Raw genomic sequence first — 14,726 nt, forward strand, 5'->3', positions numbered from 1 at the left:
CTGATATGGCTCAGTCGGTAGAGCGCATCCTTGGTAAGGATGAGGTCCCCAGTTCGATTCTGGGTATCAGCACCATTAAATAAGAAAGCCTCCCAATCGGGAGGCTTTTTTGTATCTGCTTTTCAGGCCATCCATCGCAAATTGCAGTCCTGCAATGTCGCACCTTCTTGTTGCTGACATATCCTCCCTTTCTATCCCGTATGCTTTCCGGGCGGCGCTTCTCTATTAAAGGGATCCGGGCTAAGTTGTGGATTGGCAAAGACAACCACGCTTTCGAAGGGGAAAGAACATGCTGATTAGGAATGTGCGTTTGACGGGCAGGGAAGGGATGTGGCAAATCCTCTGTCAGGGAGGCGTGATCCGGGCCATTGAGCCCATGAGCACTCAGCTGCTCTCTGCCCGCGAGCTTGATGGTGAGCAAGGCCTTGTCATCCCCCCCTTTATCGAACCGCACATTCACCTCGATACCACCCAGACGGCTGGCGAGCCGAGTTGGAACCTCTCCGGTACCCTGTTTGAGGGGATCGAGCGTTGGGCCGAGCGCAAAGCGCTGCTGACCCATGAGGATGTGAAACAGCGCGCCATCCAGACGCTGAAATGGCAGATTGCGAACGGCATCCAGTTTGTCCGTACCCACGTGGATGTCTCCGACCCCAATCTGGTTGCTCTGAAGGCGATGCTGGAGGTGCGGGAGGAGATGAAGGAGTGGGTGGAGCTGCAGATAGTGGCCTTCCCACAGGAGGGGATCCTCTCCTACCCCAACGGCAAGGCATTGCTGGAAGAGTCCCTCAAGCTGGGGGCCGACGTGATCGGTGCCATCCCCCATTTCGAGTTCACTCGGGAGTACGGGGTCGAAAGTCTGCACTACGTCTTCGATCTTGCGGAGAAATATCAGGTTTTGGTGGATGTGCATTGCGACGAAATCGATGACGAACAGTCCCGTTTTATCGAGACGCTGGCAACCCTGGCCTACGAGCGCGGCATGGGTCATAGGGTGACCGCCAGCCACACCACCGCCATGCACTCCTACAACGGAGCCTATGCCTCGCGGCTGTTCCGGCTGCTCAGGATGGCGGACATCAACTTCGTCGCCAATCCGCTGGTGAACATTCACCTGCAGGGGCGCTTCGACAGCTATCCCAAGCGTCGTGGCATCACCCGGGTGAAGGAGATGCTGGAGGCGAACATCAACGTCTGCTTCGGCCACGACGACGTGTTCGATCCCTGGTATCCCATGGGCACGGCCAACATGTTGCAGGTGCTGCACATGGGGCTCCATGTCTGCCAGATCATGGGCTACGAGCAGATCAACGACAGCCTCAAGCTGATCGGCAGCCACAGCGCCCGCACCCTGAACGTGCAGGATCGCTACGGCATCGAGGTGGGCAAGCCCGCCAACCTGCTGATCCTTCCTGCAGAGAATGGTTTCGATGCGGTGCGCCGCCAGGTGCCGGTGCGTTATTCCATCCGCCATGGCAGAGTCATCGCCGATACTCGCCCGGCCGAGACGACCCTCCATCTTGTGAATGCAGAATCGGTAGACTTTCGCCGCTAGGGTCTAGCAGGGTCGATTAATTGCCCGGCTGTCCCCTGCTGCCGACATTTTGCATAATGCCAACCTGACAATCTTGGAGACTGCTTGATGCAAACCTGGTTATTTGTCGCTGTCGGGGGCGCCTTCGGTGCCTGCCTGCGCTTTGGCATCGCCGAGCTGATGGCATGGCTGCTGGGACGCCACTTTCCCTATGGCACCCTGGTGGTCAACGTGGTGGGTTCCTTCATCATGGGGATTGCCTATGCCCTGATCAGCCATGGTCACGTGGTGGAACACCCGATGAAACCATTGCTGATGGTGGGTATCCTCGGCGCCCTGACCACCTTCTCCTCCTTTGCCCTCGATACGGTCGTGCTGGCCCAGCAAGGGGCCTATCTGAAGGCGCTGCTCAATATCGGTCTCAATCTGTTCCTCTGTCTGGCCATGGTCGTGCTGGGGATGCAGTTGGTCGCAAGCCGGGTTTGAGGTGTCCGCACGCCATCGGCTCTGGTAAACTGGCGGCCATTCTTTGCTCTATGGGTATTTGAGGGATGTCGGAACAGACTACTACTACGCATTTTGGCTATAAAACCGTGGCAGCGACCGAGAAGGAAACCCTGGTCGCCGGTGTCTTTCATTCGGTAGCGGCCAAGTATGATCTGATGAACGATCTGATGTCGTTCGGCATCCATCGCCTCTGGAAGCGCTTTACCATCGACTGCTCCGGTGTCCGCAAGGGCCAGAAGGTGCTGGATCTGGCTGGCGGCACAGGGGATCTGACCGCCAAGTTCTCCCGCATCGTGGGTGAGACCGGCCAGGTGGTCCTGGCGGACATCAACGACTCCATGCTGAAAGTGGGCCGCGACAAACTGCGTAACCTGGGGGTGGCCAACAACGTCTCCTACGTGCAGGCCAATGCCGAGGCGCTCCCGTTCCCTGACAACCATTTCGACGTCATCACCATCGGCTTCGGCCTGCGCAACGTCACCGACAAGGACAAGGCGCTTGCCTCCATGTTCCGGGTGCTCAAGCCGGGTGGCCGCCTGCTGGTGCTGGAGTTCTCCAAGCCGGTGAGCGAAGTGATCGCCAAGCTGTATGATCTCTATTCCTTCAAATTGCTGCCGAAAATGGGCGAAATCGTCGCGAATGACAGCGAAAGTTACAAATACCTGGCGGAATCCATCCGCATGCACCCGGATCAGCAGACCCTGGCAGGAATGATGGAGAATGTCGGGTTCGAACAGGTGGAGTTTTACAACCTGACCCAGGGCGTGGTTGCCCTGCACCGCGGTTACAAGTTTTAAGGTCGCCTATGCCGATGGATGCCATGGTCACCGCGGTGATCGAAACCAGCCTCAACCAGTTGCTGGCCCTGGACAAACAGAGCCCGGAGCGGCTGCGCAAGCTCGCGGGCAAGGTACTCAAACTGGATCTGCGCGAGCTCAAGCCGCTCTGGTTTGTCTTCTCGGAGCGCCGTCTGGATGTGCTGGCCAGGTTTGAAGGGGAGGCGGATGCGGTGCTGAGCCTCTCCCTGACCGCCCTCGGCCTGCTCAAGGAGCCTTCCGCCCTGACCCGCTACATCCGCGAGGAGAAGCTGGACCTGAGCGGTGACCCCCAGCTGGTGCAGGCATTCAGCGCCCTGCTTGGCGAGCTCGATATCGACTGGGAAGAGGAGCTGTCCCGCTACACCGGCGATGTGGTGGCCCACACCCTGTGCAGTGGTGCCCGTCAGGCTCGCCGTTTTGTGGGGCGAGAGTTGTGCCTTTCCCAGCGTCAAGTGGCCGAGTATTTGACCGAGGAGGCGAGGCTTGCCCCGGGTCCGCTGGAAGTGGCGAGCTTCAATGACGATGTCGAAGAGCTGGCCCAACAGATGAAGGCGATCGAGTTGCGGCTTGCCCGCCTCGAACAGCAGGTGAGCTGATGACCCCGAAGGAGTTCAAACGCCTCTATCGCATCGTCAGCATCCTGCTGGAACAGGGCATCGACGAGCTGGTGCCCGCCCGTTATCAGCCCTGGCCTGGCCGTCTGGCCCGTCGCAGTCTGTTCTGGCTCAAGAACAAGCAACAAGGCATGAGCCGTGGCGCCCGCATTCGCCTCGCCTTCGAGGCCCTGGGCCCCATCTTCATCAAGTTCGGCCAGATGCTCTCGACCCGCCGAGACCTGCTGCCCCCCGACATTGCCGAAGAGCTGGCCCTGCTGCAGGACAGGGTGCCTCCCTTCTGTGGTCAGGCCGCCCGTCGCCAGATAGAAGAGAGCCTGGGTTGCCCCGTCGAGACCCTGTTCGATGACTTCGACGAGACGCCGCTGGCATCCGCCTCCATCGCCCAGGTGCACACCGCCCGGTTGAAGGAGAACGGCCGCGAGATCGTCATCAAGGTGATCCGTCCCGATATCGAGCCGGTCATCGAGGCCGACCTGCGCCTGATGCAGGCCCTGGCCCGTCTGGTGGCCCGTTTCGTGCCCCAGAGCGGACGACTGCGCCCCGTCGAGGTGGTGGAGGAGTATCGCAAGACCATACTCGACGAGCTCAACCTGATGCGCGAAGCGGCCAACGCCATCCAGCTGCGCCGCAACTTCACCGGTTCCGAGGCGCTCTACGTGCCCGAGGTGTTCACCGAGCACTGCCGCGAGCAGGTGCTGGTGATGGAGCGGATCTACGGCATTCCGGTTTCCGACATTGCCGCCCTTGAGGCCAACGGCACCAACATGAAGCTGCTGGCCGAGCGCGGAGTGGAGGTGTTCTTCACCCAGGTGTTCCGCGACAGCTTCTTCCACGCCGACATGCACCCGGGCAACATCTTCGTCTCTTTCGAACACCCCGAGAATCCGCTCTGGATCGGCATCGACTGCGGCATCGTCGGCACCCTCAACCGGGAAGACAAGCGCTACCTGGCGGAGAACTTCCTCGCCTTCTTCAACCGCGACTACCGCCGTGTGGCCGAGCTGCACGTGGAGTCAGGCTGGGTACCGCCCGATACCAAGGTGGACGAGTTCGAGTTCGCCATCCGCACCGTGCTGGAGCCCATCTTCGAGAAACCGCTCTCCGAGATCTCCTTCGGCCACGTGCTGCTCAATCTGTTCAACACCGCCCGTCGCTTCAACATGCAGGTGCAGCCGCAACTGGTGCTGCTGCAAAAGACCCTGCTCTATGTGGAAGGGCTGGGTCGCCAGCTCTATCCCCAGCTGGATTTGTGGCAGACCGCCAAGCCCTATCTGGAAAACTGGATGCACGAGCAGGTCGGCCCCAAGGCGGTGTGGAATGCCATCAAGGAGAAGGCGCCGTTCTGGGCGGAGAAACTGCCGGAGCTGCCGGAGCTGGTCTACGAGACCCTGCGTCAGGCCCGCCATCAGCAGCACCACTTCGACCAGATGTTTGCCGATTTCCGTCGCCACAGTCGCCGTCAGGGGCAGGCCCGCTACCTCTTAGGGGTTGGAGCCAGCCTGCTGCTCGCGGGTGTATTCTTGCTGACCCAGAAACAACACATTGAGTGGGGACAAATCAGCCTCGCCGGCGCCGGGTTATGCTGGCTGCTGGGTTGGTTGCGAACCCGTTCCCATTAAATAACCTGCGCCCTCGGGCGCCTATCCGGAGAGAAAGTCATGGGTGGTATCAGTATTTGGCAGTTGTTGATCATCGCAGTCATCGTCGTGCTGTTGTTCGGCACCAAGAAATTGCGCGGTATCGGCGGCGATCTGGGCGCGGCGGTCAAGGGGTTCAAGAAGGCGCTCTCCGATGAGCCGGCCGACACCAAACCCGAGCAGAAAGATGCCGAGTTCCCGACCAAGCAGTTGAACGAGACGGCCAGCAACGCCGAAGCCGCCAAGCAGAAAGACAAAGATCAGGCCTAAGCCATGTTCGACATCGGTTTTTGGGAGCTGGTCGTCATCGGCGTCGTCGCCCTGGTGGTGCTGGGCCCCGAGCGGTTGCCGGTCGCGATCCGCACCGCCAGCCACTGGATAAGGCTGATCCGCAGCACCGCCAACTCGGTCAAGGCCGAGCTGGAACAGGAGCTCAAGTTGCAGGATCTGCACAACGACCTGAAGAAGGCCGAACGGCTGCAGATGAACAACCTGAGCCCCGAGCTGCAGGAGTCCATCGAGCAGTTGAAAGCGGCCGCCCAGTCGGTGAATCGTCCCTATCAGGGGGAGAACGAGATCCGCCCGCCTCGGGAGCTCGCCCAGGCTGAGCCAGCCACTCCGGTGACGGCCTCGGTGCCCGCGACCCCAGAGGTGCCACCGGTCAACAGCCAGCGAGAGAGCGAGCCTGTGCCCGCCAGCGAGTCCGCAGCCAAAGGGGAGGTGAAGCCATGAGTCAGGCAGAACAGCCCCTCATCAGCCATCTGGTGGAGCTGAGAACCCGTCTGCTGCGCGCGATCTCCGCCATCCTGCTGGTGTTCATCGCGCTCATCTACTTCTCCAACAACATCTACGACTTCGTGGCCCAGCCGCTGCTCAGCCAGTTGCCGGCAGGGACCAGCATGATAGCGACGGATGTGGCGACACCCTTCATCACGCCCATCAAGCTGACCCTGGTGGTCTCCTTCTTCGTGGCGATCCCCTATCTGCTCTATCAGGCCTGGGCCTTCATCGCCCCCGGTCTGTACCAGCATGAACGGCGTCTCATCATGCCTCTGGTGGCCTCCAGCGCCGTGCTGTTCTACGCGGGGATGGCGTTCGCCTACTACGTGGTGTTCCCCCTGGTGTTCGGCTTCTTCACCAGTACCGCCCCCGCCGGGGTGACGGTGGCGACCGACATCGCCAGCTACCTGGACTTCGTGCTGACCCTGTTCTTCGCGTTCGGGGTGGCGTTCGAGATCCCGGTGGCCACCATACTGCTCTGCTGGACCGGGGTGACCACCCCCAGGAGCCTGAAGGAGAAGCGCCCTTACGTCATCGTCGGGGTCTTCGTGGTCGGTATGTTGCTGACGCCGCCCGATGTCTTCTCCCAGACCCTGCTCGCGATCCCCATGTGGGGCCTGTGGGAGATAGGTCTGTTCTTCGCCCGCTTCTACGTGAAGAAAGAGGACGAAGAGCAGCAACAAACGGAAGAGGGGAGCTGAGGCTCCCTTCCTCTTTTCATGCATCCGTTCGAGGCGTATGGTAAGGCCCCATCGAGTAGATGGTTTTCAAATGCCTGATATGCACCTCGTTTGTCCGGAACCCCTGACTCCATGATCGACATCGGTTTGAACCTGACCAGCAGCCAGTTCGCCGGCGAACAGGCCGACCTGGTGGAACGCGCGCGCGCCGCCGGGGTGGAAGCCCTGATCCTGACCGGCACCGATCTGGCCGGCAGCCGCGAAAGCGCCGCATTGGCCGCCCGCTGGCCCGGTTACTGCTTCTCCACCGCCGGGGTGCATCCCCACGATGCCAAAAGCGTCGATGAGGCGACCCTGCCCGCCTTGCGCGAACTGGCGGCCCTGCCCCAGGTGGTGGCCATCGGCGAGTGCGGTCTCGACTACAACCGGGACTTCTCCCCCCGCCCGGTGCAGGACGCGGTGTTTGACGCCCAGCTGGCGCTTGCCTCCGAGCTCGGGATGCCGGTGTTTCTCCACTGCCGCGATGCCCATGACAAATTCGTCGAGATCCTGCGCCCCTGGTTGCCCCGCCTGCCGGGGGCCGTGCTGCACTGCTTCACCGGCTCCGACGCCGAGCTGGACGAGAGCCTGGCGCTGGGGCTGCATATCGGGGTGACCGGCTGGCTCTGTGACGAGCGCCGTGGCCAGCTGCTGCGCGAGCAGGTGGCCCGCATTCCGGCGGGTCGCCTGATGATAGAGACGGACGCCCCCTACCTGGTGCCGCGGGATCTGAAACCCAGACCCAAACGCAACGAACCCGCTTTTTTGCCGCACATCGCCCAGGTGGTGGCGGCCTGCCGTGGTGAAGCGCCCGAGGCCTTGCTGGCCCATACCCGGGCCACCTCCGCCGCATTCTTCCAACTTCCGCTTTTGGAGTGATTCATGGCCACAACTCTTCCGGGGGCCTTCCCGGGCCGTCGCCTGCGCCGGGTGCGCAAACATGACTTCAGCCGCCGCCTGGTGCGCGAAAACGTACTGACCGTCGACGATCTCATCTATCCCGTGTTCGTGCTGGAGGGGGAGGGTCAGCGAGAGGCCGTTGCCTCCATGCCGGGGGTGGACAGACTCTCCATCGATCTGCTGCTCGAAGAGGCCGCCGAACTGGTGGCCCTGGGTGTGCCGGCGGTGGCCCTGTTCCCGGTGACGCCGCTGGAGAGAAAGAGTCTGATGGCGGAAGAGGCCTACAACCCGGATGCCCTGGCCCAGCGGGCGACCCGTGCCCTCAAGGCGCGCTTCCCGGAGCTCGGGGTCATCACCGATGTGGCGCTCGACCCCTTCACCACCCATGGTCAGGACGGCATCATCGATGACGAAGGCTATGTGCAGAACGACATCACCACCGAGATCCTGGTGAAGCAGGCGCTCTCCCATGCGGCCGCCGGGGCCGACATGGTGGCCCCGTCCGACATGATGGACGGCCGCATCGGTGCCATCCGCGCGGCGCTGGAGGAGAACGGCTTCGTCAACGTGCAGATCATGGCCTACTCCGCCAAGTACGCCTCCCACTACTACGGCCCGTTCCGCGATGCGGTGGGCTCCGCCGCCAACCTCGGCAAGAGCAACAAGGCCACCTACCAGATGGACCCGGCCAACGGCAACGAAGCCCTGCACGAGGTGGCCCTCGACATCGCCGAAGGGGCGGACAGCGTCATGGTCAAGCCGGGCATGCCCTACCTGGACATCATCCGCCGGGTGAAGGATCAGTTCGGCGTGCCGACCTTCGCCTATCAGGTGAGCGGCGAGTACGCCATGCACATGGCGGCGATCCAGAATGGCTGGCTCAAGGAGAAAGAGTGCGTGATGGAATCCCTGCTCTGCTTCAAGCGGGCCGGGGCCGATGGCATCCTCACCTACTTCGCCAAGCGGGTCGCCCAGTGGTTGAAAGAGGACGCCCGACGCTGAGGCGGGGAGTGTCCATGCCCTCACAATGCCGGCCCTCGGGCCGGCATTGTCGCCTCTGGCAGATGAAGTGCTGGTTTTATGAACAAAATGCCTGAAAAAGTGGGCAACAAGCCCGTCTCTTGGCGGCAAAGGCTTGATAAATGGGGTTTCTGCCTACATCTTAGATGGTCCAAGCAGGCTTCTGGACGGCAGGGGCTGCAGAGCATTTAGAGGTACCGCAGATGACTAACCCTTTGCTGACAATGGACTCGCTGCCTCCCTTCAGCCAGATCCAGCCCGATCAGGTGCAACCTGCCGTGACGCAGGCCATCGCCGATTGCAAACAGAAGATTGAGGATGTGCTGGCCCAGAAGGAGCCTCACACCTGGGACAGCCTGATCGCCCCGCTGGAAGAGGTCAACGACCGCCTCTCCCGGATCTGGTCCCCCATCAGCCACCTCAATGCCGTGCAGAACAGCGAGGCGCTGCGAGCGGCTCACGATGCCTGCCTGCCGCTGCTTTCCGAATTTCAGACCTATGTCGGTCAGCATGAAGGGCTCTATCAAGCCTATCTGGCCCTCTCCGAGAGCGATGACTTCCCCCGGCTGGATGATGCCCAGCGCAAGGAGATCCTGAACACCCTGCGCGATTTTCGCCTCTCCGGCATCGGTCTGCCTGCCGAGGCGCAGCAGCGCTACGGCGAGATCCAGGCCCGCCTCTCGGAGCTCGCCTCCCGTTTCAGCAACAACGTGCTGGACGCGACCCAGGGCTGGCACAAGCTGGTGACCGACGAGGCCGAGCTGGCCGGTCTGCCCGCGAGCGCCCAGGCTGCTGCGCGCCAGATGGCCGAACTCAAGGGCAAGGAGGGGTGGCTGTTCACCCTGGACATCCCCTCCTACCTGCCGGTGATGATGTACGCTGACAGCCGCGCCCTGCGTGCCGAGCTGTATGAGGCCTTCACCACCCGCGCCTCCGACCAGGGCCCCAACGCCGGCAAGTGGGACAACTCCGCCATCATGACCGAGTTGCTCACCCTGCGCCGGGAGCTGGCCCGACTGCTGGGCTTTGCCAACTATGCCGAGCTCTCCCTCGCGACCAAGATGGCGGACAAGCCGGAGCAGGTGGTGGACTTCCTCACCGACCTGGCTGCCAAGTCCCTGCCCCAAGGCAAGGCGGAGCTGGAGGAGATCCGCGCCTTTGCCGCCGAGCAGCACGGTCAGGACGAACTGGCGGCCTGGGATCTTGCCTATTACGCAGAAAAGCTCAAACAGCATAAGTTTTCGGTCTCTGATGAGCAGTTGCGTCCTTATTTCCCCGCCGGTCGGGTCGTGAAGGGGCTGTTCGAGGTGGTCAAGCGGGTGTTCGGCATGAAGGTGCGCGAGCGTCTCGGCATCGACACCTGGCACCCGGATGTGCGCTTCTACGACATCTTTGACGCCGATGACGAGCTGCGCGGCAGCTTCTACCTGGATCTCTACGCCCGCGAGCACAAGCAGGGCGGCGCCTGGATGGATGTCTGCCTGGGTCGCCGCTACCGTCAGGACGGCTCCCTGCAAAAGCCGGTGGCCTACCTGACCTGCAACTTCAACGGCCCGGTGGACGGCAAACCGGCCCTGTTCACCCACAACGAAGTGGTCACCCTGTTCCACGAGTTCGGCCACGGCATTCACCACATGCTGACCCGCATCGATGTGGCTGGCGTGGCCGGCATCAACGGCGTGGCCTGGGATGCGGTGGAGCTGCCGAGCCAGTTCCTCGAGAACTGGTGCTGGGAGTCCGAGGCGCTGGCCTTCATCTCCGGCCATCACGAGACCGGGGAGCCGCTGCCCGCCGATCTGCTGGAGAAGATGCTGACCGCCCGCAACTTCCAGGCGGCGATGCAGATGCTGCGCCAGCTGGAGTTCGCCCTGTTCGACTTCCGTCTGCACCAGACCTTTGACCCGACCAGAGCGGATCAGATCCCTGCGCTGCTGGCTGAGGTGCGCAGCCAGGTCGCCGTGATGACGCCTCCGGCGTTCAACCGCTTCCAGCACAGCTTCTCCCACATCTTCGCGGGCGGCTACGCGGCGGGCTACTACAGCTACAAGTGGGCCGAGGTACTCTCTGCCGACGCCTTCTCCCGCTTCGAGGAGGAGGGGATCTTCAACCCGGCCACGGGCCACTCCTTCCTGAAGAACATTCTGGAAAAGGGCGGCTCCAGGGAGCCGATGGAGCTGTTTCGTGCCTTCCGTGGCCGGGAGCCCCAGGTGGATGCGCTGCTGCGTCACAGCGGTATCGCCGCGTGAGGTCCCGCCGCCACAGTGAGCCTCGATTGGATGAGCTGCCGCGCCACTGCGGGAGCTTCAAGCAGGTACACATTTGCGGCATAGTGGGATCGAAACGTGATTTTTGATAGAAAAAGGGACCTTTTGGTCCCTTTTTCCAAGCCTTTTTAATATCTTGCGGAGTGCATGTTTGCACTGTCCCCGCCTCTTCAGTAGAGTCGGGTTCTACCTTCCAGGGAGAGAAAGAACCTTGCCATGAGGCGAGCACTCGAGTCTGTCTATCAAATCATCTCCAGCCTGTCTCATTCGAGTGGTCAGGGATATTTTGATGCCTTTGTGAGTGAAATCGCCAACGCGGTGGGGGCTGACTTCGTCCTGGTGTCCGGCAAGGATCAGGCGGGTCTGTTCTTTACCGTGCATGCCGCCTATCCCGCCTCCCTCGACATCAACGCCTACAGCTTCCCCCTCGCCGACACTCCGGGGGAGATCGCCATGCAACAGGGTGAAGCCTGGTTCAGTGATCGCACCCGCCAGCTGTTCCCCCACGCCGCCGTGCTGGAGCGCTGCGAGGTGAGAGCCTATGCCGGCGTCGCGCTCAAGAACGCCGAGGGAGAGACCATCGGCCTGTGCAGCGTCATGTTCAAGCGGGCCATGCCGAGAATGGAGAAGATAGTGGGCCTGCTGCGTCTGCTGGCCCCGCTCGCCGGTCGTGAACTGGCGCTGATGTATCAGCAGCGCCAGAGCCAGGAGCAGCCGGCGCAACCGGAACATCACCACTTCCTGGACACCATGATGTCCCATGCGCCCGTGGGCATCGGCAAGGTGGATCTGGGCGGCAAGATCCTCTGGGCGAACCCGGCCATCGAGAAGATGCTCGGCTACAGCCAGGAGGAGCTGCAACAGCTCACCGTCGCCGAAATCAACCATCCGGACGACTGGCAGACCAGTATTGCGCTCTACGACGCCCTCAAGCGGGGAGAGCGTCCCGCGTTTACCCAGGAGAAGCGTTATCTCCATCGGGATGGGACCGTCCTGTGGGGACGGGTGACGGTGACCCTGATCCGCAACGAGCAGATGTACCCCGACTATCTCATGGTGGTGCTGGAGAACATCGATCCCATCAGGCGCCATGCGGAGCAGCTCAAGCTCTCCCACCGGGTCTATGACAACCTCTCCGAAGCCATTCTGGTGTGCGATGCCGACAGTCGCATCATCTCGGTCAATCCGGCCTTCGAGAAGATCACCGGTTACAGCGAGGAGGAGGCGTGCGGCCAGCGGCCCAGCATGCTCAAGTCCGGACTGCACGATCAGACCTTCTATGCGGACATGTACCACGCTCTGGAGCGGGTGGGGATCTGGCGTGGGGAGGTGTGGAACAAGCGCAAGAACGGCAAGCTCTATCCCCAGCAGCTGATGATCAGCGCCGTGCGGGAAGGGGGCAAGATCAGTCAGTACATCGCCATCTTCAGCGATCTTTCCCAGACCAAGCTGGCGGAGCAGAAGATCGCCGCCCAGGCCAACTACGACAACCTCACCGGCCTGCCCAACCGCTGGCTGTTCGGTCGCTGTCTGGCCCGCTTCTGCGAGCGGGGGGAGCGCTTCGCCCTCATGGTGCTCGACCTCAACAACTTCAAGGCGGTCAACAACAGCATGGATCACCATGTGGGCGACGCCTTGCTGCGGGAGGTATCGGATCGGCTGGTGAGCCGGGTGCGCACCGAGGACCTGGTGGCCCGCATCGGCGGCGACGAGTTTGCCTTCTTGGTGCCCGGCATCGTCAACCGCCGTCAGGCCGAGGTGTTTGCCAAGCAGGTGATCGGCGGCTTTGCCCGTCCCTTCATGCTGGCCAACCAGCACCTCTATGTGACCGCCACCCTGGGGATCACCCTCTGTCCCAATGACGGCGGCGACAGCGACGAGCTCTTGCGCAATGCCGAGCAGGCCCTGTTCGTCGCCAAGCGCCAGGGACGTCCCCTCGGCACCTACAACGCCTCCATGCGGGAAGAGGTGAGCCAGCGCCACCAGATGCAGCACGATCTGGCGGAGGCCATCAAGCTGGGCCAGCTGACCATGGCCTACCAGCCCATCTGGGACAACCGCAGCGGCCGGGTCGCCAAGCTGGAGGCCCTGGTGCGCTGGTATCACCCCCACTGGGGTCAGGTCTCACCGGCGGATTTCATCCCGCTGGCGGAAGAGGCGGGGCTCATCCAGGGGCTGGGTGCCCTGGTGCTGTGGCAGTCTTGCCGGGATCTGGCCAGATTGCAGCAGTCCGGCTTCCCGGATCTGCAGATGTCCATCAACCGCTCCACCCTGGAGTTCCAGACCATAGACCCGGAGGCCAACGAGTGGCTCAGGGTGATCCGCCACTTCGAGCTGGATCCGGCGGACATCATCATCGAGATCACCGAATCCCTGCTGATGGAGACCAGCGATCAGCACAGGGTGCGGATCGATGCCCTGCGCGAGGCGGGCTGCAAGTTGGCCATCGACGACTTCGGCACCGGCTATTCGGCACTGAACTACCTGCGTACCTTCCCGGTGGATCTGGTGAAGATCGATCGCTCCTTCGTGCGCCATATTCCCTTCAACGAGCAGGACCGTCTGCTGCTCGACGGCATCATCAACATCGTGCACAACCTCGGCATGCAGGTGGTGATCGAAGGGGTGGAGACCCGGGAGCAGCTCAATTTCCTCTGCCAGAAGGGGTGCGCCTTCACCCAGGGGTATCTGCTCAGCCGCCCGCTGCCCTTCGACGATCTGACCGAGTACCTGAGTCTCAACCGTCAGGGAATGAACTTGGCGAATCTGACCACGGTGAGCTGACCCCCCGCTTCTGCTATCATGCCGGCTTCTGCGCCGTGATGAGTCCATGTTATGCCCCATATTCAGGTTTTCAGTGAAGTGCCCGCCCGCGATGGCGAGCTCGACGCCCTGCGCCAGCGCCTTGCCGACGTGGCGTTTCCCGCTCCCTTCGCCCTGGTGCTGACCGCATCGCGGTTGGAGCTGCGCAAGCTGGACGAACCCAAGCTGGGGGCCGTCTATGTGGACTTCGTGGAAGGGGCGGTGGCCCATAGGCGCAAGTTCGGTGGCGGGCGCGGCCAGTCCATCGCCAAGGCGGTGGGATTGAAGTCGGGAGCCATGCCGACCGTGGTGGATGCCACCGCCGGGCTCGGGCGCGATGCCTTCGTGCTCGCCTCCCTCGGCTGCAAGGTGACCCTGATCGAGCGCAGCCCCGTGGTGGCGGCCCTGCTCCAGGACGGTCTGACCCGGGCGGGGCAGGATCCCGAGATAGGCCCCTGGGTGCGCGAGCGGATGCAACTGCTGCAAGGCCCGGCGGTGGAGACCCTGCTGGCGCTGACCGAGCGGCCGGAGGTCATCTACCTGGACCCCATGTTCCCCCACAAGCAGAAGTCGGCGCTGGTGAAAAAAGAGATGCGGGTGTTCCAGTCCCTGGTGGGGGCGGATCTCGACGCGGATGCTCTGCTGCCGGCGGCGCTCAGGATGGCTGACAAGCGGGTGGTGGTGAAGCGGCCCGACTATGCGGGCTGGCTCAACGAGCACAAGCCCAGCATGGCCATCGAGACCAAGAGCAACCGCTTCGACGTCTACGTGATGGCGGCGCTGGCGAGTTGAGTGGGGACTGGCAGGGAGTCTGAGCGTCAAACCAAGAGGGCCAACCTGATCAGGTTGGCCCTCTTGCTATTCATTGGCTGCGGGGTGGGGCGAAGTGGATCCGCTTTTCTTCCCCTTGCCAGACGAGTTCCAGGAGCGCCAGGTCCGCCAGGCTGAGGCGCTCAGCGCGCTCCAGCAGCAGATATTCGACTCCGTCGCTGGCTTCTATGGTGCGGATCCTGTCCGCCCAGGTTCGTCCATCCCGGTCGGTGATCGTGACGGGCAGCTGACAGCTGGCGGCGATCTCCAGCCAGTCGTACAGGTCACAGCTGACGGGTTGGTAATCGGCCATGGGGT

At 62.4% G+C, this 14,726-nt stretch carries 14 protein-coding genes; 13 read left to right on the forward strand and 1 reads right to left on the reverse strand.

Annotation, left to right across the window (positions count from 1 at the left end):
* Positions 1-289: 289 nt before the first annotated feature.
* The 13 genes from PG879_RS13485 (at position 290) to PG879_RS13545 (ending at position 14,390) form a co-directional block, all read left to right on the forward strand.
* Complete coding sequence (locus tag PG879_RS13485; RefSeq protein WP_270830308.1) at positions 290-1,555, forward strand: cytosine deaminase; 1,266 nt, start codon at positions 290-292, stop codon at positions 1,553-1,555.
* Between the two features lie 87 nt (positions 1,556-1,642).
* Positions 1,643-2,020 (forward strand): fluoride efflux transporter CrcB, encoded by a 378-nt coding sequence (gene crcB, locus PG879_RS13490; protein ID WP_039041077.1) that lies wholly within the window; start codon positions 1,643-1,645, stop codon positions 2,018-2,020.
* Between the two features lie 65 nt (positions 2,021-2,085).
* The gene (gene ubiE / locus PG879_RS13495; protein ID WP_039041078.1) at positions 2,086-2,838 is read left to right on the forward strand and encodes a bifunctional demethylmenaquinone methyltransferase/2-methoxy-6-polyprenyl-1,4-benzoquinol methylase UbiE; all 753 of its coding nucleotides are present in this window, start codon (positions 2,086-2,088) and stop codon (positions 2,836-2,838) included.
* A gap of 8 nt (positions 2,839-2,846) precedes the next feature.
* A complete protein-coding gene (locus PG879_RS13500) occupies positions 2,847-3,455 on the forward strand; it encodes a ubiquinone biosynthesis accessory factor UbiJ (protein ID WP_183149116.1) in 609 nt (202 codons plus the stop codon).
* Positions 3,455-5,095, forward strand: a complete 1,641-nt coding sequence (gene ubiB, locus PG879_RS13505) for a ubiquinone biosynthesis regulatory protein kinase UbiB (protein WP_042017422.1) — start codon at positions 3,455-3,457, stop codon at positions 5,093-5,095. Before PG879_RS13500 ends, ubiB begins: the two co-directional genes overlap by 1 nt.
* 39 nt (positions 5,096-5,134) lie before the next feature.
* Positions 5,135-5,383, forward strand: coding sequence for a Sec-independent protein translocase subunit TatA (gene tatA, locus PG879_RS13510; protein WP_010672358.1), 249 nt, complete (start codon positions 5,135-5,137; stop codon positions 5,381-5,383).
* A gap of 3 nt (positions 5,384-5,386) precedes the next feature.
* Positions 5,387-5,845, forward strand: a complete 459-nt coding sequence (gene tatB, locus PG879_RS13515) for a Sec-independent protein translocase protein TatB (RefSeq protein WP_270830309.1) — start codon at positions 5,387-5,389, stop codon at positions 5,843-5,845.
* The gene (gene tatC / locus PG879_RS13520; RefSeq protein ID WP_103858683.1) at positions 5,842-6,594 is read left to right on the forward strand and encodes a twin-arginine translocase subunit TatC; all 753 of its coding nucleotides are present in this window, start codon (positions 5,842-5,844) and stop codon (positions 6,592-6,594) included. Before tatB ends, tatC begins: the two co-directional genes overlap by 4 nt.
* A 111-nt stretch (positions 6,595-6,705) precedes the next feature.
* On the forward strand, positions 6,706-7,491 hold the full coding sequence (locus tag PG879_RS13525) for a TatD family hydrolase (protein ID WP_270830310.1): 786 nt from the start codon (positions 6,706-6,708) through the stop codon (positions 7,489-7,491).
* Positions 7,492-7,494: 3 nt separating this feature from the next.
* Positions 7,495-8,514: a porphobilinogen synthase gene (gene hemB, locus PG879_RS13530; protein WP_039041081.1), complete on the forward strand. Its 1,020-nt coding sequence runs from the start codon at positions 7,495-7,497 to the stop codon at positions 8,512-8,514.
* Positions 8,515-8,735: 221 nt separating this feature from the next.
* Positions 8,736-10,778, forward strand: coding sequence for an oligopeptidase A (gene prlC, locus PG879_RS13535; RefSeq protein WP_270830311.1), 2,043 nt, complete (start codon positions 8,736-8,738; stop codon positions 10,776-10,778).
* A 234-nt stretch (positions 10,779-11,012) separates the two neighbouring features.
* Entirely contained in the window at positions 11,013-13,580 is a 2,568-nt protein-coding gene (locus PG879_RS13540; protein ID WP_041214157.1) for a putative bifunctional diguanylate cyclase/phosphodiesterase, read from the forward strand.
* A 51-nt stretch (positions 13,581-13,631) separates the two neighbouring features.
* On the forward strand, positions 13,632-14,390 hold the full coding sequence (locus tag PG879_RS13545) for a class I SAM-dependent methyltransferase (protein ID WP_233463111.1): 759 nt from the start codon (positions 13,632-13,634) through the stop codon (positions 14,388-14,390).
* A 70-nt stretch (positions 14,391-14,460) separates the two neighbouring features.
* On the opposite strand, the gene PG879_RS13550 is transcribed toward PG879_RS13545, so the two are convergent.
* A complete protein-coding gene (locus PG879_RS13550) occupies positions 14,461-14,721 on the reverse strand; it encodes a Rho-binding antiterminator (protein ID WP_270830312.1) in 261 nt (86 codons plus the stop codon).
* Positions 14,722-14,726 lie beyond the last annotated feature (5 nt).

It is taken from the genome of Aeromonas sp. QDB63 (genome assembly GCF_027707425.1).
Classification (GTDB): domain Bacteria; phylum Pseudomonadota; class Gammaproteobacteria; order Enterobacterales; family Aeromonadaceae; genus Aeromonas; species Aeromonas caviae.